24 protein-coding genes are annotated in these 23,053 nt (G+C 63.0%); 7 read left to right on the top strand and 17 right to left on the bottom strand.

What is annotated here, in order from left to right:
• Positions 1 to 31: 31 nt before the first annotated feature.
• Positions 32 to 1,453 (top strand): aspartate ammonia-lyase, encoded by a 1,422-nt coding sequence (locus tag AC6CH8_RS14970; protein ID WP_498191337.1) that lies wholly within the window; start codon positions 32 to 34, stop codon positions 1,451 to 1,453.
• A 61-nt stretch (positions 1,454 to 1,514) separates the two neighbouring features.
• Here AC6CH8_RS14970 and AC6CH8_RS14965 read toward each other — a convergent pair whose 3' ends face one another.
• On the bottom strand, positions 1,515 to 2,792 hold the full coding sequence (locus AC6CH8_RS14965; RefSeq protein ID WP_498191336.1) for a flavin-containing monooxygenase: 1,278 nt from the start codon (positions 2,790 to 2,792) through the stop codon (positions 1,515 to 1,517).
• A gap of 228 nt (positions 2,793 to 3,020) precedes the next feature.
• Between AC6CH8_RS14965 and AC6CH8_RS14960 the strand changes: the two genes are divergently transcribed.
• Positions 3,021 to 4,019: a malate dehydrogenase gene (locus AC6CH8_RS14960; protein ID WP_498191335.1), complete on the top strand. Its 999-nt coding sequence runs from the start codon at positions 3,021 to 3,023 to the stop codon at positions 4,017 to 4,019.
• 103 nt (positions 4,020 to 4,122) lie between these two features.
• On the opposite strand, the gene AC6CH8_RS14955 is transcribed toward AC6CH8_RS14960, so the two are convergent.
• From AC6CH8_RS14955 to AC6CH8_RS14940, 4 genes are read right to left on the bottom strand one after another with little or no spacing between them, the layout of a single operon-like run.
• Entirely contained in the window at positions 4,123 to 4,356 is a 234-nt protein-coding gene (locus tag AC6CH8_RS14955; RefSeq protein WP_091465072.1) for a DUF6480 family protein, read from the bottom strand.
• A gap of 34 nt (positions 4,357 to 4,390) precedes the next feature.
• Positions 4,391 to 5,266 carry an SMP-30/gluconolactonase/LRE family protein gene (locus AC6CH8_RS14950; RefSeq protein ID WP_498191334.1) on the bottom strand — a complete coding sequence of 292 codons (876 nt, stop codon included), beginning with the start codon at positions 5,264 to 5,266 and terminating at the stop codon, positions 4,391 to 4,393.
• 10 nt (positions 5,267 to 5,276) lie between these two features.
• On the bottom strand, positions 5,277 to 6,737 hold the full coding sequence (locus AC6CH8_RS14945; protein ID WP_498191333.1) for an MFS transporter: 1,461 nt from the start codon (positions 6,735 to 6,737) through the stop codon (positions 5,277 to 5,279).
• Positions 6,734 to 7,456 carry a TetR/AcrR family transcriptional regulator gene (locus AC6CH8_RS14940; protein WP_498191332.1) on the bottom strand — a complete coding sequence of 241 codons (723 nt, stop codon included), beginning with the start codon at positions 7,454 to 7,456 and terminating at the stop codon, positions 6,734 to 6,736. Before AC6CH8_RS14940 ends, AC6CH8_RS14945 begins: the two co-directional genes overlap by 4 nt.
• Positions 7,457 to 7,595: 139 nt before the next feature.
• Between AC6CH8_RS14940 and AC6CH8_RS14935 the strand changes: the two genes are divergently transcribed.
• Positions 7,596 to 8,306 (top strand): DUF2306 domain-containing protein, encoded by a 711-nt coding sequence (locus AC6CH8_RS14935; RefSeq protein WP_498191331.1) that lies wholly within the window; start codon positions 7,596 to 7,598, stop codon positions 8,304 to 8,306.
• Positions 8,307 to 8,334: 28 nt separating this feature from the next.
• Here AC6CH8_RS14935 and AC6CH8_RS14930 read toward each other — a convergent pair whose 3' ends face one another.
• The 6 genes from AC6CH8_RS14930 to AC6CH8_RS14905 all read right to left on the bottom strand — a co-directional run bounded on the left by AC6CH8_RS14930 (position 8,335) and on the right by AC6CH8_RS14905 (position 12,878).
• Entirely contained in the window at positions 8,335 to 9,624 is a 1,290-nt protein-coding gene (locus tag AC6CH8_RS14930) for an adenylosuccinate synthase (protein ID WP_091465064.1), read from the bottom strand.
• A 228-nt stretch (positions 9,625 to 9,852) separates the two neighbouring features.
• Entirely contained in the window at positions 9,853 to 10,368 is a 516-nt protein-coding gene (locus tag AC6CH8_RS14925) for a hypothetical protein (RefSeq protein WP_498191330.1), read from the bottom strand.
• A complete protein-coding gene (locus AC6CH8_RS14920; protein WP_498191329.1) occupies positions 10,365 to 11,054 on the bottom strand; it encodes a hypothetical protein in 690 nt (229 codons plus the stop codon). The genes AC6CH8_RS14925 and AC6CH8_RS14920 overlap by 4 nt, the downstream gene beginning before the upstream one ends.
• A complete protein-coding gene (locus AC6CH8_RS14915) occupies positions 11,041 to 11,604 on the bottom strand; it encodes a signal peptidase I (protein ID WP_498191328.1) in 564 nt (187 codons plus the stop codon). Before AC6CH8_RS14915 ends, AC6CH8_RS14920 begins: the two co-directional genes overlap by 14 nt.
• Positions 11,601 to 12,260: a SipW-dependent-type signal peptide-containing protein gene (locus AC6CH8_RS14910; RefSeq protein ID WP_498191327.1), complete on the bottom strand. Its 660-nt coding sequence runs from the start codon at positions 12,258 to 12,260 to the stop codon at positions 11,601 to 11,603. The genes AC6CH8_RS14915 and AC6CH8_RS14910 overlap by 4 nt, the downstream gene beginning before the upstream one ends.
• A 3-nt stretch (positions 12,261 to 12,263) precedes the next feature.
• Positions 12,264 to 12,878, bottom strand: a complete 615-nt coding sequence (locus AC6CH8_RS14905) for a SipW-dependent-type signal peptide-containing protein (RefSeq protein ID WP_498191326.1) — start codon at positions 12,876 to 12,878, stop codon at positions 12,264 to 12,266.
• A 361-nt stretch (positions 12,879 to 13,239) separates the two neighbouring features.
• Here AC6CH8_RS14905 and AC6CH8_RS14900 point away from each other — a divergent pair, with 361 nt between their 5' ends.
• Complete coding sequence (locus tag AC6CH8_RS14900; RefSeq protein ID WP_091465063.1) at positions 13,240 to 13,872, top strand: hypothetical protein; 633 nt, start codon at positions 13,240 to 13,242, stop codon at positions 13,870 to 13,872.
• A 151-nt stretch (positions 13,873 to 14,023) separates the two neighbouring features.
• On the opposite strand, the gene AC6CH8_RS14895 is transcribed toward AC6CH8_RS14900, so the two are convergent.
• Positions 14,024 to 15,031 carry an ABC transporter substrate-binding protein gene (locus AC6CH8_RS14895; protein WP_498191325.1) on the bottom strand — a complete coding sequence of 336 codons (1,008 nt, stop codon included), beginning with the start codon at positions 15,029 to 15,031 and terminating at the stop codon, positions 14,024 to 14,026.
• 133 nt (positions 15,032 to 15,164) lie between these two features.
• On the opposite strand from AC6CH8_RS14895, the gene AC6CH8_RS14890 reads away from it, so the two are divergent.
• Genes AC6CH8_RS14890 through AC6CH8_RS14880 form a run of 3 tightly spaced genes read left to right on the top strand, consistent with a single transcriptional unit; the run spans position 15,165 to position 18,126 of the window.
• Positions 15,165 to 16,256: an iron chelate uptake ABC transporter family permease subunit gene (locus tag AC6CH8_RS14890; protein WP_498191368.1), complete on the top strand. Its 1,092-nt coding sequence runs from the start codon at positions 15,165 to 15,167 to the stop codon at positions 16,254 to 16,256.
• Positions 16,253 to 17,317: an iron-enterobactin ABC transporter permease gene (gene fepG / locus AC6CH8_RS14885; protein WP_498191324.1), complete on the top strand. Its 1,065-nt coding sequence runs from the start codon at positions 16,253 to 16,255 to the stop codon at positions 17,315 to 17,317. Before AC6CH8_RS14890 ends, fepG begins: the two co-directional genes overlap by 4 nt.
• The gene (locus tag AC6CH8_RS14880; RefSeq protein WP_476113066.1) at positions 17,314 to 18,126 is read left to right on the top strand and encodes an ABC transporter ATP-binding protein; all 813 of its coding nucleotides are present in this window, start codon (positions 17,314 to 17,316) and stop codon (positions 18,124 to 18,126) included. Before fepG ends, AC6CH8_RS14880 begins: the two co-directional genes overlap by 4 nt.
• A 122-nt stretch (positions 18,127 to 18,248) precedes the next feature.
• On the opposite strand, the gene AC6CH8_RS14875 is transcribed toward AC6CH8_RS14880, so the two are convergent.
• From AC6CH8_RS14875 to AC6CH8_RS14855, 5 genes are all read right to left on the bottom strand, one after another.
• A complete protein-coding gene (locus tag AC6CH8_RS14875) occupies positions 18,249 to 18,671 on the bottom strand; it encodes a DUF3151 domain-containing protein (RefSeq protein ID WP_011773312.1) in 423 nt (140 codons plus the stop codon).
• Positions 18,671 to 19,690 (bottom strand): class II fructose-bisphosphate aldolase, encoded by a 1,020-nt coding sequence (gene fbaA, locus AC6CH8_RS14870; RefSeq protein ID WP_091465056.1) that lies wholly within the window; start codon positions 19,688 to 19,690, stop codon positions 18,671 to 18,673. Before fbaA ends, AC6CH8_RS14875 begins: the two co-directional genes overlap by 1 nt.
• Positions 19,691 to 19,880: 190 nt before the next feature.
• On the bottom strand, positions 19,881 to 20,807 hold the full coding sequence (locus AC6CH8_RS14865; RefSeq protein ID WP_498191323.1) for an endonuclease domain-containing protein: 927 nt from the start codon (positions 20,805 to 20,807) through the stop codon (positions 19,881 to 19,883).
• 137 nt (positions 20,808 to 20,944) lie between these two features.
• Complete coding sequence (locus AC6CH8_RS14860; RefSeq protein ID WP_498191322.1) at positions 20,945 to 22,171, bottom strand: lipase family protein; 1,227 nt, start codon at positions 22,169 to 22,171, stop codon at positions 20,945 to 20,947.
• 186 nt (positions 22,172 to 22,357) lie between these two features.
• Positions 22,358 to 23,044, bottom strand: a complete 687-nt coding sequence (locus AC6CH8_RS14855; protein ID WP_498191321.1) for a TrmH family RNA methyltransferase — start codon at positions 23,042 to 23,044, stop codon at positions 22,358 to 22,360.
• Positions 23,045 to 23,053: the final 9 nt, after the last annotated feature.

Below are 23,053 nucleotides of genomic sequence, written 5' to 3'. Positions count from 1 at the left end.
CGGCGTCGTGGGCATTTCCAGGAACAGGACCATGACAGAACAAGTAGTACCTTCTCCCTGCACGGGAGTACGACGAGAGCACGACAGCCTCGGGGACGCGGACGTTCCCGAGGCTTCCTACTGGGGCATCAGCACGCTCCGGGCCGTGGACAACTTCCCCGTCAGCGGACGAACCATCGGCACCCTGCGTTCCCTCATCTGGAGCCTGGGTGCCGTGAAATACTCAGCAGCAAGGGCAAACGAAAGCCTGGGCCTCCTTCATCCGGACAAATCCGCAGCCATCCAAAAGGCTTCCTTGGAGGTCATGGATGGCCTGCTGGATGACCAGTTTGTGGTGGACACGATCCAGGGCGGCGCGGGAACCAGCACCAACATGAACGCCAACGAGGTCATTGCCAACCGCGCACTGGAACTGATGGGTCACCGCAAGGGCGACTACGCGGCGTTGCATCCCATTGATGACGTGAACCGCAGCCAGTCCACCAATGACGTCTACCCAACCGCCATCAAGATCGCCCTGCAGCGGGAAATATCGGGGTTCTGCGACGAGCACGCCCGGCTCATCCAAGCATTTGACGCGAAGGCCACGGCGTTCGCCGGAATCATCAAAGTGGGCCGCACCCAACTGCAGGACGCTGTGCCTATGTCCATGGGACAAGAGTTTGGTGCCTTCGCCGACACCCTCCGTGAGGACGGCCAACGGCTCCTTGAACTCCTTCCCCACCTGCGTGAATCCAACCTTGGAGCCACTGCAATCGGCACCGGCATCACCGCTTCCCCCGGCTACCGGGAAGCTGTGATCAATGAGCTCAGTTCCATCACCGGACTGCAGCTCACCTCCGCGACCAACCTTGTGGAGGCCACCAGCGACACGGGCGTGTTCATGCTCGTATCGGGCGTCTTGAAGAGGGCTGCTGTGAAGCTGTCCAAGATCTGCAATGACCTCCGCCTGCTGTCCTCCGGCCCGCAGACGGGGTTTGGCGAGATCCTCCTGCCCGCAGTGCAGGCCGGGTCCTCCATCATGCCCGGGAAGGTCAACCCGGTCATCCCGGAAATGGTCAACCAGGTTGCCTTCCGGGTGATCGGCGCGGATGCCACCGTAACCATGGCCGTGGAGGCAGGGCAGCTCCAGCTCAATGCCTTCGAGCCTGTCATTGCTGACGCTTTGCTTGAGTCGATCGCCTGGCTCACTATGGCCTGCCGCCAACTCCGGACACACTGCGTGGACGGCATCACCGCCAACACGCAGATGCTGCAGCAACGGATGCTCGAATCCATCAGCGTGGTCACCGGATTGGCACCCTTGATCGGATACGCCGCCGCTGCAGAACTGGCCAAGGAGGCCCTCGCAACCCGACGAGGCATTGCCGAATTGGTGATTGAGCGCGGACTGCTTGACCCGCAGAAAATGGAGGCGGCTCTTTCGGCCAGGTCGCTGGCCGGCCTCGCCTGAATCCAACCACCAAAAAGGGGACCACGCCTGCTCGGCATGGTCCCCTTTTGCGGCTCTGGCATCAGACGGCTCCGCTCGCCACCAGGGCATCCTGCTCGTTGTGGATCAAGTAACTCCGCTGGATGGTGATCTGGTCGGCCACGTACTTGGCGTCATGCCAGACGCCCCAGATGAAGCTGGATCCGCGGCGTGACTGCCAGGGCAGGCCCAGGAAGTAGACGCCGGGCTCGGTGGATACGCCGCGTTGCTGCAGCGGCTTTCCCTTGTCATCGAAAGCGTCCACTTGCAGCCAGCTGTAGTCCACTGCGAAGCCTGTTGCCCACACGATGGAGGTGATTCCGGCCGCGACGAGGTCCAGCTCATGGATGGGGTTGGTGAGGCTCTCCGGGTCCGGCCTGATGAAACGCGCTTCAGGTTCCTCCGGCAGGTCCAAACCATTGCGTTCCACGTAGGCGTCAGCTTCGTCGAGCAAATCCAAGTAGTGGGCATCGCCGTTCGCGATGTTGGTACGGAGATCGTCCGCGAAGCGCATGGTGCCGTCCTGAAGCTCCATGGTCCGTCCCACGAGCTTGATTCCGTTCTCGGCGAGCGCCCGGAAATCAACGGTGTGGCCGCCGTCTGCCCCGCTGACCGCGATGGTCACGTGTTCGGCCCCCAGTGCCGGAGTGGAGGCGTCCCACTTGCCGAGCACACCGAGCCACCAGCAGAAGTCCCGGCCACGGTAGTTCCGCGGGGGCCGGTCGTGAGGGCCAACGGAAAGGTACACCTGCCGGCCTGAACGCTGGATTTCCGCGGCGATCTGGACGCCGGAGGAACCGGCACCCACCACCAGGACGGCACCTTGGGGCAGTTGGCCGGGGTTACGGTACGAGCTTGAGTGCATCTGCCTGAGTCCGGCGGTTTCGGGAACGACGGCGGGGATCACCGGCCGCTGAAACGGCCCTGTGGCGGCTACGACGTAGCGTGCGTTGTACTCCCCATCGGATGTTTGTACGTGGAAGCCCGGTGCTCCGACGTTCCTGCGCACTGACTTGACCTCCACGCCACAGCGGATGGGCGCGCCGATCTTCTGGGCGTAGGCCACGAAGTAGTCGGCTACCTGCTCCTTGGAGGGGAAGGAGCCGGCCTCGATGTCGGTGAATTCCAGGCCCGGGAAACGATCGTGCCAGGCGGGCCCGTTGGCAACCAGGGAATCCCACCTCATGGAACGCCACCGTTCGGCAACGCGGTGGCGTTCCAGGACAACGTGGGGAATTCCCCGCTCGCTTAGGTGCTCGCTCATCGCTACCCCGGCCTGGCCTGCCCCTACGACCAGAACCTCAACCTCTTGGCTTGACATGTGTTCTCCTATGTGGCGAAAGGACGCATACGCGCTGGCTGCTGCGGCCCTTTTCTGTGACGGTTAATTCATTCTCACGTGCACAAAGTGCATCTGCATAGCGAATAAAACCGCATAACCGCATCGGAAATTATGATGATTGCCCCAAGCGCACCACAGCGCTGTGGCACCATGACATAAAGCTTCCAAAGCCCATCGGGTACAACAGATCAGCAAGGAGAACGTGACGTGAGCACGCCCATCAAGATCGCTGTGACCGGAGCAGCCGGCCAGATCGGCTATAGCCTCCTCTTCCGGATCGCTAGTGGTGCCCTCTTTGGCGCCGATACTCCCGTGCAACTCCGGCTCCTGGAGATCACGCCTGCGTTGAAGGCACTTGAGGGCGTGGTGATGGAGCTCGATGACTGCGCGTTTCCCGCCCTCGACTCGGTGGAAATCGGCGATGACGCCGACCATATTTTCGACGGCGTCAACCTTGCCTTGCTGGTGGGCGCCCGTCCGCGTACCAAGGGCATGGAACGCGGCGATCTGCTCAGTGCCAACGGTGCCATTTTCACAGCACAAGGCCAGGCGCTGAACCGGGTGGCAGCCGACGACGTCAGAATCGGCGTGACGGGCAACCCGGCCAACACCAACGCCTTGATTGCCATGAGCAACGCCCCGGACGTCCCTGCCTCGCGATTCAGCGCCCTGACCCGGCTGGATCACAACCGCGCCCTTGGACAGCTTGCTAAAAAGACTCAAGTCAGTGTCGGGGATATCCGCAAAATGACCGTGTGGGGCAATCATTCTGCAACGCAGTATCCGGACATCTTTCACGCAGAGGTTGGAGGCCGGAACGCGGCCGAGGTGGTGAACGATCAGGACTGGATCGAGAACGACTTCATCCGCACGGTTGCTCGTCGAGGCGCAGCGATCATCGATGCCCGGGGCGCGTCCTCTGCGGCATCAGCAGCGTCGGCAACCATCGACGCAGCCCGCGACTGGCTGCTCGGAACACCCGAGGGCGATTGGGTTTCCATGGCCGTTGCATCCGACGGATCCTATGGGGTGCCTGAAGGTCTCATCTATTCATACCCGGTGACTACTTCAGGTGGAAACTGGGAGATTGTGGAAGGGCTGGAGGTGAACGACTTCAGCCGCCAGAAGATGGACGCTACTTCCGCTGAGCTTTTCGACGAGCGGGCTGCCGTGGCTGAACTCGGCTTGATTGATCTCCGCCAGTGACGTGCTGTTGGCGTGACCAGCCGTGCAAGGTCGGCGCCGGGCGCCTGCGCGGAGCGACGACATTTCCGTCAACCCGTAGCCATCGCCGGGGCTGCGTAACAGGTTAGTCGAAGAAGCCCACGATGTAGCCGATGAAGAAGAGCAGCGTGAGCAGGACGCCGGCACCGATGGCTGCAAGCCACAGGAACTGCGTGCCCTTCCTGGGACCGCCTTCGTCATGGCCCTGGGGTCCGGCGGTGGAGGCTTCGCCGGGAGGGGTCTCCCCCGGCGGTACCCCTCCGCCTGGCTCCAAGCCGGTGATCTTGTCCTCATACGGGTCGGGGTTGCTTCCGGACACATTCACTCCCTCGATCGCAGTGCTGGTGCTGTGTTCAGATTACTCTCATGGTGGTGTCCCGCGTCGAGGTCCGCAGCCGGTACAAGGACGTAGTGGCTGTGATGTAGAGATCCTGACCGTCGGCCCCTCCAAAGCAGAGATTGGAGACCTTTTCAGGAACCTCGACGGCGGTCAGCAGCGCCCCGCTGGGGGCATAGACACGAACTGACGAGCCTGCCGAGGTCCACACACGGCCCTCGACGTCAACGCGGAAGCCGTCCGAGGCCGCGTCATCTTCGAGCCCAACGAACGTGCTGCCTTCACCGCACGAGCCGCCCTTCACAGGGTAGGCAGCGATCCGGAACGGTACTTCATGCGCAGGGCCCGCCGTGTCCGCAACGTAGAGAAGCGATTCATCCGGGGAGAACGCCAGGCCGTTAGGGTGCACCAGATCCGTGACCACCGGAGTCAGTTCTGCTGTGGCCGGGTCGAATCGGAACACGTAGCAACCGCCGTATTCCTGCTCGCCCTCATGCCCTTCCACCGTCCCGGGCAGGATCCCGTAGGGAGGATCGGTGAACCACACGGTGCCATCCCCGGCCACCACAACATCGTTGGGCGAGTTGAGCCGATGCTCACCGAACGCTTCAACGATGGGCGTCACCACGCCGTCGTGGTCCCGCTCTACACGTCTGCGGCCGTGGCTGCACTGCACCACGCTGCCGTCGAGGTGGAGCGTCCGGCCGTTGGTGTACTCGACGCCGGTGGCGTATTCGCGCGTCGCGCCGGTGCTCGGAGAGAACTCAAGGATCCTGTTGTTGGGGATGTCGCTCCAGCGAACGGTCTGCGACTGCGGAATCCACAGAGGGCCCTCGGCCCAGACGGTTCCTTCAAACAACTTTTCCAGGGTGCCGGTGATCAGTTCTTCCATAGGTTCGAGACTAGTCGTTGGCAGGTTCCGAGCTGGGCTTCTGAGCCCGTTCTTTGTTCCTGTGCGTTCCGTCGTCGGCGGGCATCACCAGGACCGCCACAACAGTAAGTACTGCGCTGACGAGCACAGCCAGGAAGACGGCAGTGGACGCGTGCACGGTAGTTTGCGGATCGGGACCGCCGCCGGGACCGCCGGCGTAGATAGCGTTGGCAATGGCACCGAAAACGGCCACGCCGATGGAGCTGCCGATTGAACGCGCAAAGAGGTTGGTGCCCGTGACTACGCCGCGTTCATTCCATTCGACGCTGGTTTGCGCGGCAATAAGGCTAGGCGTCGCGACCAGCCCCAGTCCGAGCCCGACGACGAAGCAAGCCATTGCCACCAGCAGAATGTTGGGCGTCGGGGCAGTAAGGGCAAGGATGGCCGCGCCGATCACCGTAATCACGATGCCGATAATGGCCGTGTTTTTGAAGCCGATTCGGAGGTACAACCGGCCGGCTTGCGACGCGCTGATGGGCCAGCCAATGGTCAACGCCGCCAAGGCAAGCCCGGCCAGAAGGGGCGAGGTTTTAAGGGACCCTTCCAGGAACGTCGGGACGTAGGTTGTGATGCCAAGCATGACCGCGCCTACACCGAAAGCGACCATCGCCGTCGTCGCCAGGAGCCGGCGGGAGACAACCCAGGGTGGCAGGACAGGCTCCGCCGCCTTCCTTTCCACCAAAAGAAACACAACGAACAGCAATGCCCCTCCGCCAAACACGGCGAAGCTGATCGGGGAATCCCAGGGCCAGGCTTGACCGCCCTGGAGGGCCCCGAGGATGAGCAGGCTCAAAGAAATCGTCAGCAGTCCGGCTCCCGCGTAATCGATGCGGTGTTTGGTTCTCTCGACGTTCTCGTGGAAAGTTCGGAGGAGCATCCAGGCTGCGATCAGGCACAGCGGGATGTTGATGAGGAAGATCCACCGCCAGATTCCCAATGACGCGAAGACGCCTCCCAGTGTTGGTCCCACTACGGAAGAAACGGCCCACACGCTGGCCAGATATCCCTGGACTTTTGCCCGCTCTGCAAGGGTGTAAATGTCACCTGCAATCGTGATTGCAACAGGCTGGACTGCGCCCGCCCCGAGCCCCTGGAGCACTCGGAAGGCAATGAGCGCAGGCATGCTCCAAGCCAGCCCGCAGAGAATCGAGCCAAGCAGGAAAAGGCCAATGCCACCCAGGATGATTGGCTTGCGGCCCACGACGTCTGAGAGCTTGGCGTAAACAGGGACGGAGACGGCCTGTGCCAACAGGTAGGCGGAAAAGAGCCAAGGGAACGAGGCGAAGCCGCCTATGTCCTCCACGATGGACGGCACTGCCGTGGCAACAATGGTGGCATCTATCGCCACCAAGCCCGTGGCGAGCATCAGCGCAATCAGTATGGGCCCGCGCCGGGAACGGAACCCGACCCCCTCGTCAGTCGCTGTGCTCATTTGCCCTTGCCCCCGCCTGATGTCCAGTTCTGCTGGTGGAGCCGCTCGAATCCATTCAGGAGGAGGTCCAAGGCAAACTCGAACTCGAATTGGTCGTCGCAGCCGTTCCCGACCACGGAACCGTCCTCATGCGCTGCCACGGCAGCAATCTTGAAGAGATGGGGAAAGTTCTCGGCCATCTGCTGGGCCATGGCGGCCCGGGCATCCGCCGGCACCTCTGCATGCTGGTTCCCAGCTCCCGCAGAGTCATCGAAGACCTCCTGGGTAAAACCCCACATTCGGCTTCCCATGGCATGCATGACATGGTGCGTGAGATCCACCGAAAATCCACCCGCCAGGAACATCCCAGCGAAGCTGTCCATATACCCCAGGACTGCGGGGGTTACGTTCGTGCGGGTCTCGATCACAGGGCGGGCCCAGGGATGCCGCAGGAGCACCTGCCTGGCCGAAAGGACCCGGAGCCGGACAGCAGACTTCCACGGAACATCCGGTACAGGTGGGCCGATTTCGCCAACAATGGTGTCCACCATACCGCCGAGGAGTTCTTCCTTATTAGCCACGTGCTTGTAGAGAGCCATGGGAACAACGCCTAGTTCCTGGGCGAGACGACGCATGCTGAGCGACTCGATACCCACGTCGTCTGCAAGCGTGACGGCGGCGGTAAGCACGCGTTCACGGTTCAGGGGTACGCGCCGGACTGCCTCCGCTAGCTGGGTCATGCGAATTCCTCCCGATCAGCCAAAAGCCGCTACAGCCTTGACAGGTATACAGCGTACACCTAGTGTTTGGGACGTAAAGGTGTACAGCGTACACCTCACAATCTTCCTTCCGTCATTCACCCAGAACGCAGGCAGAGTCATGACACTGAAAACCACCCCACCCCTCCGGAGCCATAGCCATACCCGCCGCCGCACCAAATGGGCCGTGCCCGTGGCGCTGATCATCCTCAGCCTCATCCCGGTGGTTGCCGGCGCTGCGCGACTCACCGAACTAACGGGCGGCGCAAACGTCACTACACAGAACGCCCGGTTCTTCGCTTCACCCATCCCGGTGGTCACGCACATCGTCACAGTCACGGTGTACAGCCTTCTGGGAGCCTTTCAGTTCGTGCCCACACTTCGACGCGTTTCCCCACCTCGACGCCGCAGGAAGTCGTGGCACCAAATGGCCGGACGGATCCTGGTGCCGGCAGGACTACTCGCTGGTCTCTCCGGCCTATGGATGTCAATGTTCTACGCGCTACCAGAGGGAGACGGCGAAGCTCTTCTGATTCTTCGACTGATCTTTGGTTCCGCCATGGTTGCGAGCATCATCATGGGCGTGTTCGCCATCCGCCGGCGGGACTACGCCATACACGGCGCATGGATGACGCGCGCTTACGCCATCGCGCTGGGCGCGGGAACGCAGGCCTTCGTGTTTCTGTCCTGGATGCTGGTTGCGGGCCCTACCGATGAGGCAACAAGGGCAGTGCTCATGGGCGCATCCTGGGTCATCAATCTGGCGGTGGCCGAGTACTTCATCCAACGACGACGGCGGGCCACCGTTCGGCTCCGTAAGGAACCAAGGTGACCCGCCGTCGTCGTGAATTTAGTAGTACTTAGTCGTTGATCAGGTCGTGAACAACAATGGTCTGGTCGCGGTCCGGGCCGACGCCGATGGCCGAGAAGCGTGTGCCGGAGAGCTTTTCGAGGGCCAGCACGTAGTTGCGCGCGTTCTGCGGGAGGTCTTCCAGGGTGCGGGCCCCAGTGATGTCCTCGGTCCAGCCGTCGAAGTACTCGAAGATGGGCACCGCGTGGTGGAACTCGGTCTGCGTCATGGGCATTTCATCGTGGCGCACGCCGTCAACGTCGTAGGCAACGCAGACGGGGATCTGCTCGATGCCCGTGAGGACGTCCAGCTTGGTGACGAAGTAGTCCGTGAAGCCGTTGACCCGGGAAGCATGGCGGGCCAGGACGGCGTCGTACCAACCACAGCGGCGGGGGCGGCCGGTGTTCACACCGAACTCGCCGCCGGTCTTCTGCAGGTAAACGCCCATCTCGTCGAACAGTTCCGTGGGGAACGGGCCTGCGCCAACACGCGTGGTGTAGGCCTTGATGATGCCAATGGACCGCGAAATGCGGGTGGGGCCAATGCCGGAGCCAACAGACGCGCCGCCGGCTGTGGGGTTCGACGAGGTGACGAACGGGTAGGTGCCGTGGTCGACGTCCAGGAACGTTGCCTGGCCGCCTTCCATGAGCACAACCTTGCCCTCGTCCAAGGCGTTGTTGAGGACCAGTGTGCTGTCGATGACCAGCGGGCGCAGGCGCTCGGCGAAGGACAAGAAGTATTCCACGATCTCGTCCACCACGATGTCGCGGCGGTTGTAGACCTTGACCAGCAGTTCGTTCTTCTGGCGCAGCGACCCTTCCACCTTCTGGCGGAGGATGGATTCGTCGAAGACATCCTGGACGCGGATGCCCAAGCGGGCCACCTTGTCCATGTACGCGGGTCCAATGCCGCGGCCCGTGGTTCCGATGGCCCGGCTGCCAAGGAAGCGCTCGGTCACCTTGTCCAGGACCTGATGGTACGGAGCAACCAGGTGGGCGTTTGCCGAGACCCGCAGGCGGGATGTGTCCGCACCACGGGCTTCAAGGCCTTCGATTTCCTGGAAGAGGGCCTCGAGGTTCACCACGCATCCGTTGCCAATAATAGGTATTGCGTTGGGGCTCAGGATGCCCGCGGGAAGGAGCTTCAGCTCATACTTCTCACCGCCAACAACCACGGTGTGCCCGGCGTTGTTACCGCCGTTGGGCTTAACCACGTAGTCAACGCGGCCACCGAGCAGATCGGTTGCTTTGCCTTTGCCTTCGTCGCCCCACTGGGCTCCGACGATCACGATAGCGGGCATGGGATCCTCCCCCATTCTTTCGGGCCCGGACCCAGCCGGATGACCAGGACGAGACGCCGTACATGAGAATGCCCCGACATAGCTGGTGCAGCCGGCCACAAGGCACGGCATACGCAAGAGTTTCGGGGCTCTTACCAGCCAAGTTTAGCCGATGACAGCGGTTTCTCTGGTGTCAAGGAGGCGTTCCTTGACGTTTTGCCCAAGTTTTGGACTACCCGGGATGACGATTCAGAGATTGGTGCAGGATCCGCCGACGCCGGCAATCAGGCCTGCATTGGCCCTGACCGACACGGGCGTGGACTTCCACCCGGCCGCCGCGATGTAGATATCCACTTGGAACTGCGTGTTGAACCCCAAGATGCCACCAAGAAGCGTAGCTGGAATCTCCGTGGTGTAGCCCGCAGCAGAGCCAGTGGTATTCGCAGCTCCGGGATATCCCTGGAGCGTGGTCACCGTAGATCCTGCGGTGACCAAATGTACATCAATGACGGCGTCCGTCAGGTTTGGGTAGGTGGACGGCGGTTTCCAAAATATCCTCACATAAGCGCCGGCGCCGAGGAACGCGGGATTGTACTCACAGGCGCCGTTGAGGGTCGCTGGCGGAATCGTGATGGTCCCGAAGCTGCCCCCGCCGAATTCACCCCGCTGCCACGAGGCCTCGGTCACGGATGACGGGCTTGCGGTGGAGATCAGCAGGGCCAAGGCCATCACCGCGGAACTCAACCAGCCGAGCCGCTTCTTCATGCCCGCGCACCCCGAAAACGCGCAAGTGCGAACCCTGCCGCAACTGCAAACACGCCCAGCACTGCAAAGCCAGCCATCCTGGTGCCGGTGCCAGCCAAGCCACCGGACGACGACGGCCCGCCCGGGCGCGCGGTGGGGGCACCGGAGCTGTCATCTCCAGCCACATCGCCCGAACCGTGGACACCCACGACGATCTGCGTGCGGCTCCCTTGGAACTCTGCGGGAACGTCCTCCGCGAGCACCGCGCTCACAAGGAGGTAAGACCCGTTGGACCAAGTGCTGCCGTCTTTCATGAGGTCGATCCTCAAGCCCTCGGCAAGCTTTAGCTCCATGGGCGCAAGCAAGCTCTGTTCACCATGCGCGCACCAGGTGCCCTCCCACGGCTGATCGCAGGACCGCAGTTGCACGCTGAGAAAGTCCCTGAACCTCGTGGACCCACCACTGGAGGGACCTGCAGTTTCGGCTGGCTGGATCCACACTTCCAGGGAACCGGCAGCCTCACCCCGTGCATGCACGTCTACCGCCCAGTCCGCCCTCCCACCCGGGGTGAGACGGTGCACCTGCCCGGCCGGACCGGCGTCGAGCTCCAACCATCCGGAAGGCCCTTCCTGCGCGTGGGCCGGAAAGGCACCCAGCAAGAAGACGGCCAGCAGCCCCGGCAAAGCCCCCAATTTAGGCAGCAGCATGATGCCCTCTTTTGCGGCGCTGGCCGCGCCCTGAGCCGTTTCGGGATCCATTTCGGGGCCACAAAACCCAGCTCACAAGTGCCGCGACGCAGACGGTAGTCACGCCCAACACAACCGGGTTGGCGACAGCGGCCAGGGGATACGCAAGACCGGGGACGGACCAGAGCACAATCCGGACCCGCTCCACGACGTAGGGCGACGGATCAGCCTCGGCGTTGGCGTCACCTTTCATAGTGATGGCCCGGGCAGGACCCTCCGCGGGTTCAACGGTCTGGATCCTGTGTGTAATGGGCAGCTTTCCGGGGCGGTCCACTGTGACAACGTCGCCAATTTTTGCCTCGGCGGCCGGAATCTCGCGAACCACGGCCAGTGAGCCTGCCGGGATGGTTGGCGACATGGAGCCGGTTTTGAAGAGGATCAGGGTGATGTTGAACGCCACCGCGAGAACCACGGCGATGAGGCAGACTGCACCGCCCGCGGCAGCCAGGTTCAGCAATGTCTCCCGCAAGCGGTGCTGAAACCGGCCACTGCGCATTTTGGGCATGCTCATGAGCTTGAGGTGGCAGTGAACTGCCAGGTCGCGGTTGCCGTCTGACCCTGCAACGCATTGTTTGCCCCCGCCGGAAGCGACACTTCAAAGCAGAATTGCGTGGCTGCCCCCGGCAGGCTCTCCGTTGCCGCCGCCAGCGGATTTACGACGCCGACGGCTTGGCCCATGGTCAAGGGCTTACTGCCATCGCCACCAACCACAAAATCCGGGCTCCCCGAGAACGATGACGCCTGGCATGTAGCCGAGCGGACCACCCGATAACGCAGCGCAGCCCCCAAATCTGCCACCCCCGTTCCACTGCTGGACACCTGTGGGATCCCGAGCACTACCTCGCCCGCGACGGATCTGGCCTTGGTCCTGATGGCGAACGGCGCATAGAACACCGTGCCCGGGCTCATGGCAGTGGCATTGAACACCAAGGTGGCACCGGGTGAAGCGTCGTTAGTGCTCCATGTACCCAAGGCGTCATAGGGCTTGGTGACGTTGGATTCAGTTTGGAACACGCTGGCTCCGAACGAACCGCTTGCGAAGTCGCTGTCCGTCCACGAAGCGAGCGTGACTGAGCCGCCAAGTCCCAGAGCCAATGCCCCTGCGAGGAGCGCGCGGATACGAAGGAAAACTACACCGCGCTTTGTTTTTGCTCGTCGATGACCCATGAATCACTGCGACTGTGCGGCGAATTCCCACGTCGTGGACCCGGTTTGGGCTTGGACGACTGCCCCGGCGGTCACCCTGAAGCAGAGGTTGACGGGCGCTCCGGGGTCAGTATCGGCTCCTTGAGTCAAGGGAAAGGTGACGCTTGCCGGCGTCGTCCCCAGCGTTTGTCCGGCCGCCACCAAGGTTTCCGTAACAGCTTCGGCGCAACCAAACGCGTCTGACTGCGTGAGTTCGTACGTTAGGCCTGCCAGGGACCCTGTGGAACCTTCCGTGGAGATGGTCACTGTGGCGTCATAGCTTGATGCCGCATCCAACCTGACAGCGAACGGAGCGGATACGACATCGCCCGGCGAAAGGTTTGTCGGGTTGGTGGTGAATCCCAAGGTGGCAGGCGAGCCCACTGGATTCTCAGCGAACGAGGTTCCGTTGGTGCTCCCTTGGAGATTGAAGGACCCTGCTGTAAAGGTGCCTTGGGCAAACTCGGAGCTGTTCCACGCGGCCAAAGTGATCGCCGCACCCACTCCCAGGACCAGACCACCCGCCAGGATCGCTCGGACTTTTGGAGCCTTGCCTGGACGCTGCCCTGATTCCGGCGACGCTTCTGTTGATGCAACCACGTTTACCCCCGAGGTAGATGATGCCAATGATGGTGTCGAAGACCGGTGCATGGAGTCAGGGGAATTCAGAAGAGGTTCCCCCAAAACCAATAGCCCAAACCCATCATCTGTGCTGGTCAAAGTCAACGGCCCTGACCTGCACAAATGGGTTAATGTTCAGGTTTCGACCGCGGCGCGATGCGGGTCACGTTCCGGGGCAACACGCCGTGTCGCATTCGGGGGCGCGCCGAAGCGGCACCCGTTCACCCCCATAGTCCGGTAAGGTTAGTTAGCCCCCAACAGCACCCTTTGAGGTTTGGCTGCGGCATGCCCGCGGCACCTTGGAACGGTGCGCTGTAACACCTAGGAGACCTAACCCCTGATGCAAGAACTGGCGACTGAATCACCCGAAGAAATCCTCTGGAACCGCCGCTACGAACCGCACATCGCCGAGGTCAACGAGCTGTGCGACTCCATCAAGGAGCAGAAGCCGGGCAGCGAGGTCCTTTACATCGACCCCGCCCACAGCATGGATGACTGCCGCATCGTCAGCCTTTTCTCCAATCAGCGCACCAACACCGGCGAAGGTTTCATCAACCCGGGTGACGAGGAAGCCAACACCCGCATGCTCGGCATGCAGTGGCAGCTGGGCCTGCGTCCCGCGCTCATGATGCCCTGGAACGCCTACCCGTGGATCGAGCCGTCCGAGGAACCGGGCAAGCTGACTCCGGCCAACATCACCGAAGGCCTCAAGCCGCTCCTGCGTCTCCTGCAGCTCCTGCCGCGTACGTCCGCCCTGGTGGCACACGGCAACGAGGCACACCGCCTGGCCGATCAGCTCATGAAGGCTGCACCGGCCAGCATCGCCCGCCGCGGCTTTAAGACCTTCAAGGTCCGTTCACTGGGTGGCCGTTCCTTCGCCGGCACCCCTGCCCGCCAGCAGGAATACCTGGACGCCATCCACGGCGCCTACGCCGAGGCAATGGCCCGGACGGGCATTCCGCGCAAGGCCTAGCCGTACCCAACTGAGTCGCATTTGTGCGCGTTTTGAGCGCTCAAAACGCGCACAAATGCGACCTACTTGGGCGAATTAACAACGACGGCGGCCCTCACCTTCTGGTGAGGGCCGCCGTCGTCGTTGGGGTGCTTGTGTTGATCTGGAGGCCTTAGCCGACCAGCATGCTGCGGAGATCCTTCAGGATCAGCTGGGCGCCTGTGGGGCCGAGACCGAGGAACCAAACGTCGTCGCTGACTGACTTTGCCTGGCCGGCTTTGACTGCGCCAAGCTTGGGCCAGACTGCGCCTTCAACCACGGAGGTTTCGCCTGTTGCTGCGGGATCGCCGTAGCTGCTGTAGAAGATCCAGTCCGCGTCGCCCTGTTCGATGTTCTCGGCCGAAATCTCGGCAGCGAGTTCATCAACGTTCTGGTTCTCGGGACGGGCAAGGCCCGCGTCCTTCAGGATGACGCCGATCAACGACTTGTTCGCGTACAGGCGGATCTTGCCCGGCAGGAAGCGGACCAGGGAAATCTTGGGATCGCCCTTCACGTCTGCTTTGAGGGCATCCGCTTCGGCCTGGTAATCGTTGAGCGCCTTGACGGCCTTGTCCTCTTCGCCCAGGGATTTGCCCACCAGAAGGAAGTTTTCTTTCCACGGGAAGCCGGGGCGGATGCTGAAGACCGTGGGAGCGATGGCGGACAGCTGCTTGTACAGCTTGTTGGCGCGGAGCTGGCTGCCCAGGATGAGGTCCGGCTTAAGAGCTGCGATTGCTTCAAGGTTGAGGTCCTGGATGGTCCCTACGGAAGCCACATCCTTGACCTTGTCAGCCAGGTAAGTGGGGACAGGGTTGGCGCCTTCAGTGGTGGCCATGCCTACCGGCGTGATGCCGAGGGTCACGACGTCGTCCAACTCGCCGGTGTCAAGGACCACAACGCGGGTGGGCTTCTTCTCCAGGGTGGTCTCGCCGTTGGCGTGCTTCAGTGTCCGCGGGAAAACGCCGGGGGCAGCGTCCGTGCCCAGCTTGGCCGTTTCCTGGTCCGCGGTGGTGAACTTGGAACCGCCCGTGGCAACATCGGCGTTGCCGGCAGCCGAACCTGACCCGCCACTGGCGCCGCAGCCCGCAATGAGGCCGGCCACCAAGGCGACTCCTGCCACCTTCATAGCGAGCTTACGCATGCGGGACGCCTTACGCGGCTGCACTTCAAAATCGTCATTTTTCACTGGGTAAGGCTAACCTAATTAAGACACACATTCGTGACGTTGTGACGACAGTCACGGAATGGCCGTCATATTGCTGCCCCTCTTCGAAATGGTCCCCTGCTGTGTCCCCATCGACGGCGTTATGTCCCAAGTAGCCGCTCCCGCCCGTCCGGCTGCAACCGCAGTTGCCAGTTCCGGCGTCGTCAATAAATCACGCTGGCGGATCCTCTTTCTCGCCTTCGCGGCAGCAGTTCTTCTGGGCGCGGCGATCCTCAGTCTCGGTGTGGGAGCAAAATTCATTCCTGCGACAACGGTCCTTGAAGCGTTCATCAATCCCCAGGACACGGCGGATCATGCGATCATCCTTCAGAATCGGCTGCCGCGTACATTGATGGGCATCGCCGTCGGCATTTCCCTTGGCGTGGCCGGCGCGCTCATTCAGGCGATCACACGGAATCCGTTGGCCGATCCGGGCATCCTGGGCGTCAACGCCGGAGCTTCGTTTGCCATTGTGATTGCCATCGGCGTCTTGGGTATCGGATCCCTCAGCGGCTACATTTGGTTCGCGTTTGCCGGGGCAATCCTGACCACCGCAGCGGTCTACCTGATCGGCACCTCCGGCAGGAACGTGGTGAATCCCATCAGGCTGACCCTCGCCGGTGTTGCCCTGGGCGCGGTCCTCACGGGTATCGGCTCGGGACTCACCCTCCTGAACCCCAAGGCTTTCGACCACTTGCGCTCGTGGAGCATCGGCTCCCTGGACACCCGGAGCATGGAGTCGGTCATGACCGTGGCGCCGTTCATGGTGGTGGGATTGATCATCGCCCTGTTCTGCGTTGGCGGTCTCAACGCCGTGGCACTGGGCGACGACCTCGCCACCTCCCTCGGCGCCAACGTCAACCGCACCCGGATCCTGGGCGTCGTGGCCATCACCCTCCTCAGCGGAGCAGCGACCGCCGGAGCAGGTGCGATCGGCTTTGTGGGGCTCATGATTCCGCACGTAGCCCGGTGGATCGTTGGCCCGGACCAGCGCTGGATCCTGGCCACCACCGTGGTGCTCTCCCCTATCCTGCTCCTGGTATCGGACGTGGTGGGCAGGATCGCCGCGCCCGGCGAGCTCCAAGTGGGCGTGGTCACGGCCTTCATCGGCGCGCCGGTGCTTATCGCGTTGGCTCGGCGCCGGAAGGTGAGTGGGCTATGACGCGGCTGGACCCAAGGAGCCGCGTGGATTTTGGCCGGCCCACAGTCCTGGTCCGCAACCGTGGGCTGAGCCTCCGGCTCGACGTCCGCAGCATTTTGGTCTGTATTCCTTTGATCCTCGCGGCCCTCACGGTGGCGATCATCAGCCTGGCCACCGGCGACTACGACGTCACCGTGCAGCAAGTCCTGCAAGCCTTCACGGGTGACGCCCCGGGACTAGCCCAAACCATCGTCATGGAGTGGAGGCTCCCCCGAGTTCTATCGGCACTTGTGTTCGGCGCGGCCTTGGGAATGAGCGGCGGCATCTTCCAATCGATGACCCGAAACCCACTGGGCAGCCCGGACATTATCGGCTTCAATACCGGCGCCTACACGGGTGCGCTTATTGTGATGCTGTCTGTTGGAGGCGGTTACCTTGGCATCGCAGCGGGTGCCCTCGTTGGCGGTATCCTCACTGCCCTGGCCGTCTATTTGCTGGCTTACCGGCGCGGCTCCCAGGGCTTCCGGCTCATCATCGTGGGCATCGGCATCAGCGCCATGCTGGCCGCGTTCAACCACTGGCTGATCCTGCAGGCCGAGCTTGAGGCCGCCTTGGCTGCAGCCGTCTGGGGCGCCGGGTCCCTCAACGGCATCACCTGGGAGCAAGCGGCGCCTGCCGCCGTCGTGGTTGTAGTGGTTGGCTTGGCCACGCTGGCAGCGGCGCGCCGGATGCAACTCCTGGAAATGGGCGACGACGCCGCCCGCGCCTTGGGCGTCCGGGCGGAGCCCACCCGTTTGTTGCTGCTGATCCTGGGCGTGGCGCTAACTGCGGCCGTCACCGCGGTTGCAGGTCCCATCGCGTTCGTGGCCCTGGCCGCGCCCCAGCTTGCCCGTCGTCTTACCCGAAGCGCCGGTATCACTCTGGTGCCATCCGCCGTGATGGGCGCCTTCCTCTTGGTGGCCAGCGACCTCGCAGCCCAGCGCTTGTTCGCCCCGATCCAGCTGCCCGTGGGCGTTGTGACGGTGTGTATCGGCGGTATCTACCTCGTCTGGCTGCTGGCCAGGGAAGCAAGGAAATCATGAGCCTCACCTCTGTTGCGCCGCAGCTCCACGCCGAAGCACTGACCATCGGCTATGAGCAGCGCATCATTTCCGAAAACCTCAATGTGCGCATCCCCGAGGGGCAGTTCACCGTAATCGTCGGGCCCAACGCCTGCGGCAAATCCACGCTGCTGCGCGCCCTCGCCCGGCTGATCAAACCCCGCAGCGGACAGGTCCTGCTCGACGGGAAATCCGTGACCTCACTGCCCGCGAAGGAACTTGCCCGCCGTCTCGGGCTCCTGCCGCAATCCTCCATCGCGCCCGACGGCATCACCGTTGCCGACCTCGTAGCCCGCGGCCGCTACCCCCACCAGAAGCTGCTGCGGCAGTGGTCTGTCTCCGATGAGATTGCGGTCGTCGAAGCGATGGAGGCCACCGGTGTCGCGTCCTTGTCCGGCCGATTGGTGGATGAACTGTCCGGCGGCCAGCGGCAGCGTGTGTGGGTTGCAATGGTCCTCGCCCAGCAGACGCCGCTTATGCTCCTGGACGAACCCACCACGTTCCTTGACATCGCCCACCAGATCGAGCTGCTGGAACTCTTCCGCGAGCTGAACCTGGACAAGGGCCACACCTTGGTTGCCGTGCTGCACGACCTCAACCACGCCAGCCGCTACGCTGACCACATCATCGCCATGAAGGACGGCGTGGTGGTGGCCGAAGGCGCTCCCGCGGACGTAATCACTGAATCCTTGGTGGAAGAAGTGTTCGGCATGGCCTGCCGGATCATCGACGACCCCGTGACCCACACACCACTGGTGGTTCCGTTGGGGCGCCCGCGGCTACCCAACTAGGTCGCAGCAGAGCGCGTTTTGAGCGGTCAAAACGCGCTCTGCTGCTACTTACTTGGGTTAACGACGGCGACCCTCGCCTTTCGGTGAGGGCCGCTGTCGTGGTTGCTTTGCTTCGATCCGCCTTAGCGGGCTTCGAGCGCTGCTTTGGCCTTCGGATCGGAGTCGTTCAGGAACTTCTCGATCCGCTCCGGCTCTTCAGCCTCGCCGATTGCAGAAGCGGCTCGACCCAGTGCGTAGAGCGCCCGAAGGAAGCCCTGGTTGGGCTCGTGCTCCCACGGGATGGGTCCGACGCCGCGCCAACCGTTGCGGCGCAGGGAATCCAGGCCTCGGTGGTAGCCGACACGGGCGTAGGCGTAGGACTCGATGGTCCGGCCCTCCGCCCAGGCTTCCTCCGCGAGGATGGCCCACAGAAGAGACGACGTGGGGTTCTTCGCCACCAGGTCCAGCGCTTCGTTGCCGAGTGCCAGGTGCTGGTAGATCTCGGTTTCGGCGGGCAGGAGCGTGGGCTCCGGCCCCATCAGGTTCTTCCGGAATTCGTCGGACATTAGAAGGTCTTGCCAACCGATCCGAGCTGCTGGGCGGCTTCAACGATGCGCGCGGCCATGCCGGCTTCGGCCGAAGCGCCCCAGACGCGGGGGTCATAGGTCTTCTTGTTGCCCATTTCGCCGTCGACCTTCAGGACGCCGTCGTAATTGGAGAACATGTGGCCGGCAACCGGGCGGGTGAACGCGTACTGGGTGTCGGTGTCGATGTTCATCTTGATGACGCCGTAGGAAACGGCGTCAGCAATTTCCTGCTCGGTGGAGCCCGAACCGCCGTGGAAGACCAGGTCAAACGGGTTTTCCTTGCCGATCTTGGCGCCAACCTCGGACTGGATCTGCTTGAGCAATTCCGGGCGGAGCTTCACGTTGCCCGGCTTGTACACGCCGTGCACGTTGCCGAAGGTCAGCGCGGTGAGGTAGCGGCCGTTTTCGCCGGCTCCGAGGGCCTCAATGGTGGCGAGGGCGTCTTCAGTGGTGGTGTAGAGCTTCTCGTTGATTTCGTTCTCAACGCCGTCTTCTTCGCCACCGACAGTGCCGATTTCAACTTCGAGGATGATCTTGGCAGCCGCGGCGCGTTCCAGCAGCTCGCGGCCGATGCGCAGGTTCTCGGAGAGGGCTTCGTGCGAGCCGTCCCACATGTGCGAGTTGAAGATCGGGTCCTTGCCGGCCTTCACGGCTTCCTCGGAAGCGGCCAGCAGCGGGAGGACGAAGTCCGCCAGCTTGTCCTGCGGGCAGTGGTCCGTGTGGAGGGCGATGTTGACGTTGTAGTTCTTGGCTACTTCGCGGGCGAACGCGGCGAAGCCGAGGGAACCGGCAACCATGTCCTTGACCGACGCGCCTGACCAGTAGGCTGCGCCACCGGTGGAAACCTGGATGATGCCGTCGGATTCGGCCTCGGCGAAACCGCGGATCGCAGCGTTCAGAGTCTGCGACGACGTCACGTTGACCGCGGGGAAAGCGAATCCGCCAGCCTTTGCGCGGTCGATCATCTCGGAGTAAATCTCTGGGGTTGCAATGGGCATGGTGACTCCTATGCTGAATTCGTCTGTGGGTTGGTAACCCTGGAGTAGACCGCTTACGGCTTGCACCCATCCTAGCGATATCCGCCGGGACGCCGTGTTTCGGGTCACTGATGGTTCTTAACACTTCCGCCGAGTTGGCATTTAACCCCCATGTTGCGGCAAGACATGGGGGCTAAATGCCACCTCGGCGCTACTTCCAGCCGCGGCTTTGGAGCGCCCGGCGGACTTTATGTACGACGGCGGGTCTCTCACCTTCGAGGTCGTGCTTGGAGATCCGGACTTCAAGCCAGCCATAGGCCAGGGAGCGTTCCTGGCGTTCGATGTCCCTGAGGTGTTGTTCGGCGCCGCCATGGTGTTGGCCGTCGTACTGAAGCGAGACTTTCCGCTCGAGGTACGCGGCGTCCGGCCACAGGACTGGCAGGCCGAGGTGATTGCGGACCACGTGGTTCAGTTCAGGTTCAGGCAGGTTCGCGTCGATCAAAGCCAACCGCATGTGAGTTTCCGGAGCCGAGTCGGCGCCGACCCGGATGAGTTCCAATGCTGCCCGTGCCGTGCGCACTCCGCGCATCCCAGGGTGGCGCCCCACGATCTCCCGTAACTCCACGATGCTGCACAGCGCGTCCTTAGGCACAGGGAAATCGGGACCGTGCGAGCACACCAGGGAGTCACCGGCGGCGACCAGATCCTCCAGCTTCAGCACGGAAGCCAAGTCCAGCCATGTCCGCGCGGGCGAGGTGAGCTTGACGCCGTCGTACTCAGCGGTCTCCCCCGGCAGGAAGGAGAGGAGGTGTCCGGCCACGTTGACCCGCCGGGGAAAACTGAATCCCCGCCGCCGGGCCAAGTGAATCCGCCAATCGCCACTGACATAGCCGGGCAGCGGGACATCCCATAGCTGGGCGGCACTGAGCATGACAAGCACAGAGGCGTCATCCAAGTCTGTGTAAGCCCGCAGGGCTGCCGCCCCGGAAGCGCCGGACAAGACCGGCACCCTGACACCGCGGGAAACTGTCACCAAATCCTTGGCAGCAGTGCGCTTGCGGGTCACGCCGGCCTTGTCCGATGCGCGCAAGGAAAACGAGCCCGTGGTCAGATGGTCCGGAAGGTTTGTCCTGCGCATTCCTCATTCTGGCTTGCCCACCAGACTCCACGCGGGGTTATCCACAGGTGCTACCGCCGCCCGCCCCGCGATTTGGCAGATAACCCCCATGTTGGGCCCGGACATGGGGGTTATCTGCCAGTTCGGCGGGAGGTGAGTTACCCGTACAGCCAGCAGTTGCTCGCCGGGCTCCTGTCCGCAAAGCGACGCTCCAGGAACACGAAGGCCTGCGGGATCGCCGCCGCATACCCTCCAACGTGGGTAGCCCCGGCAGTGGTATCGAAGTACACAGACGAACCCGCCGCGCACCATCGCTTGGCCAACTGGCGGCCCTGATCGTAAGGAATGACATCGTCCAGCACACTGTGGGAGAGCAGCACCGGAACCACGGGTGCACGCCCGTTGCCGATTTTCTGTTCCGCGATCACCGGCTTGACCTGCGGCAGGTCCAACAGTGAACTCAGCTTCTCCCCGGACACCGTGAGCTTGGTAGTGTCCAGGAAGCCGCTGGAGGCAATGGACTGCACAGTGCATTCCTGGTCCGTCGCGGCGATTTTCGCTTGGCCCGCAACACTAAGATATGGGCCAAGGTCCAGCCTCCCGGCAGCGCTCATGCCGGTCACCGCATAGAGAAGGAAGCCGGTGTACAGCCCGCCGTCGAGGTTACGTCCCACTGAGGGAAGATCCGCCGGGACCGCACCGGCATAGGCGCCCTTGAGGTTCAGCTCCGGCGCGTACTGCGCCGCAAGCTCGACGGCAGCTGCCGACGCGCCACCGCCTTGGGAGTATCCAGCAAGGGCCACTGGTCCCCCGGCCACAAGCTCAGGGTTACCTAGTCGCTGGGCCGCGCGGACGACGTCGAGCACTGCGTGTGCCTGCGATGCGCGAGCCATATATGTGTGGCTGCCCGGCGTGCCCAGTCCTTCATAATCCGTCACCGCAACGGAGTATCCCCGCGCCAGTGACCCGGCGATGAAGACGCCCTCGTACTCCTCGCCCGCAGCCATGGCCCGGGAGGGCGCGCACTGATCGCCCTGCCCTTGGGTTCCCACGGCATACCCCACCAGCGGACGAGCGCCCGCGCCTATCCAGGGCGTGGACGGAACCAGGACGGTGCCGGTCACTGCGACGGGAACACCGGCACTGTTCACGGATCGGTACATGACCCGCTGCACCGCGGCCTGCGCCCTGATGGTCTTAAGGGGATCGACGTAGAAGACCGAAGGCTCAGTCCGGATTACGTCGCCGTTCGCGGGTGGAAGCGCGGCCGGGGCGGCGTAGAAGTCGGCGGGCTCCGGGGCCGCAGTGGCAGCCCCACCGCTGCCCGCCGCGAGCAGGAAAGCAAGGATGAAAGCGGAAGACAGTCGTAGAGAAGGATGCTTCATTGAACCTCCAGTAGTAGCCGTGCTCATCGTTGAGCACGGTTCACGCCAGATGTTACTTATGAGTAACATCCGGGCCTAGGGATTCAGCGAATATTTCTTGCCGCGAGATGGCACTTAACCCCCATGTTTTCCGAAAACATGGGGGTTATGTGCCAACTCGGCAGGGCGGGGCCAACTCGGCGGGGGCTAAGAGACGGGCTGCTGAAACACGTGCCGGCGGACCCAGGCGTGCATGGCGATGGCCGCGGCCGAGGCTGCGTTCATGGAGCGGGTGGAGCCGAACTGCTCAATGGAAAGCGTTGCGACGGCGGCATCGTGCACCTCCGGCGTCAGGCCGGGGCCCTCCTGGCCGAACACCAGCACGCAATTCTTGGGGAGGTCGTAGGTCTCCAGCGGCACGGAGTCCGGGAAGATATCGATGCCGATCACTGCCAGCCCCTCCTCTTCAGCCCACTGGACGAAGTCCTCAACGGTGGGGTGGTGGCGGACATGCTGGTAGCGGTCGGTGACCATGGCCCCGCGACGATTCCACCGCCGTCGACCAATGATGTGTACCTCTTTGGCGAGAAAGGCGTTGGCCGTCCGCACTACGGTCCCGATGTTGAGGTCGTGCTGCCAGTTCTCAATCGCGATGTGGAAGTCGTGCCGCTTGGAATCAAGGTCGGCCACGATCGCCTCGTGCTTCCAATAGCGATACTGGTCCACCACATTGCGGCGGTCACCATCCCTCAACAGGTCCGGGTCCCAGTGCTCGCCAACCGGCCACTCGCCCTCCCAAGGTCCGACGCCGACCTCGGGTTTCGCTTCCGTCTCACCTTCCGGTGTGGTTTCGGCAGGCGTGGGCAGGGCGTTATTGGGGGGAAGGTCAGTCACCCCTCAACT

The sequence above is a fragment of the Paenarthrobacter sp. GQ52 genome (genome assembly GCF_059759005.1).
Note: the sequence above shows the minus strand (reverse complement) of the source record. Positions and strands in the feature narration are given on the sequence as shown.

Excerpts from the sequence above, each read along its gene's own strand:
- AC6CH8_RS14970 (WP_498191337.1), top strand. The coding sequence starts at position 32 with ATGACAGAACAAGTAGTACCTTCTCCCTGCACGGGAGTACGACGAGAG.
- AC6CH8_RS14965 (WP_498191336.1), bottom strand. The coding sequence starts at position 2,792 with ATGTCAAGCCAAGAGGTTGAGGTTCTGGTCGTAGGGGCAGGCCAGGCC.
- AC6CH8_RS14950 (WP_498191334.1), bottom strand. The coding sequence starts at position 5,266 with ATGGAAGAACTGATCACCGGCACCCTGGAAAAGTTGTTTGAAGGAACC.
- AC6CH8_RS14945 (WP_498191333.1), bottom strand. The coding sequence starts at position 6,737 with ATGAGCACAGCGACTGACGAGGGGGTCGGGTTCCGTTCCCGGCGCGGG.
- AC6CH8_RS14940 (WP_498191332.1), bottom strand. The coding sequence starts at position 7,456 with ATGACCCAGCTAGCGGAGGCAGTCCGGCGCGTACCCCTGAACCGTGAA.
- AC6CH8_RS14935 (WP_498191331.1), top strand. The coding sequence starts at position 7,596 with ATGACACTGAAAACCACCCCACCCCTCCGGAGCCATAGCCATACCCGC.
- AC6CH8_RS14930 (WP_091465064.1), bottom strand. The coding sequence starts at position 9,624 with ATGCCCGCTATCGTGATCGTCGGAGCCCAGTGGGGCGACGAAGGCAAA.
- AC6CH8_RS14925 (WP_498191330.1), bottom strand. The coding sequence starts at position 10,368 with ATGAAGAAGCGGCTCGGCTGGTTGAGTTCCGCGGTGATGGCCTTGGCC.
- AC6CH8_RS14920 (WP_498191329.1), bottom strand. The coding sequence starts at position 11,054 with ATGCTGCTGCCTAAATTGGGGGCTTTGCCGGGGCTGCTGGCCGTCTTC.
- AC6CH8_RS14915 (WP_498191328.1), bottom strand. The coding sequence starts at position 11,604 with ATGAGCATGCCCAAAATGCGCAGTGGCCGGTTTCAGCACCGCTTGCGG.
- AC6CH8_RS14910 (WP_498191327.1), bottom strand. The coding sequence starts at position 12,260 with ATGGGTCATCGACGAGCAAAAACAAAGCGCGGTGTAGTTTTCCTTCGT.
- AC6CH8_RS14900 (WP_091465063.1), top strand. The coding sequence starts at position 13,240 with ATGCAAGAACTGGCGACTGAATCACCCGAAGAAATCCTCTGGAACCGC.
- AC6CH8_RS14895 (WP_498191325.1), bottom strand. The coding sequence starts at position 15,031 with ATGCGTAAGCTCGCTATGAAGGTGGCAGGAGTCGCCTTGGTGGCCGGC.
- AC6CH8_RS14890 (WP_498191368.1), top strand. The coding sequence starts at position 15,165 with ATGGTCCCCTGCTGTGTCCCCATCGACGGCGTTATGTCCCAAGTAGCC.
- fepG (WP_498191324.1), top strand. The coding sequence starts at position 16,253 with ATGACGCGGCTGGACCCAAGGAGCCGCGTGGATTTTGGCCGGCCCACA.
- AC6CH8_RS14880 (WP_476113066.1), top strand. The coding sequence starts at position 17,314 with ATGAGCCTCACCTCTGTTGCGCCGCAGCTCCACGCCGAAGCACTGACC.
- AC6CH8_RS14875 (WP_011773312.1), bottom strand. The coding sequence starts at position 18,671 with ATGTCCGACGAATTCCGGAAGAACCTGATGGGGCCGGAGCCCACGCTC.
- fbaA (WP_091465056.1), bottom strand. The coding sequence starts at position 19,690 with ATGCCCATTGCAACCCCAGAGATTTACTCCGAGATGATCGACCGCGCA.
- AC6CH8_RS14865 (WP_498191323.1), bottom strand. The coding sequence starts at position 20,807 with ATGCGCAGGACAAACCTTCCGGACCATCTGACCACGGGCTCGTTTTCC.
- AC6CH8_RS14860 (WP_498191322.1), bottom strand. The coding sequence starts at position 22,171 with ATGAAGCATCCTTCTCTACGACTGTCTTCCGCTTTCATCCTTGCTTTC.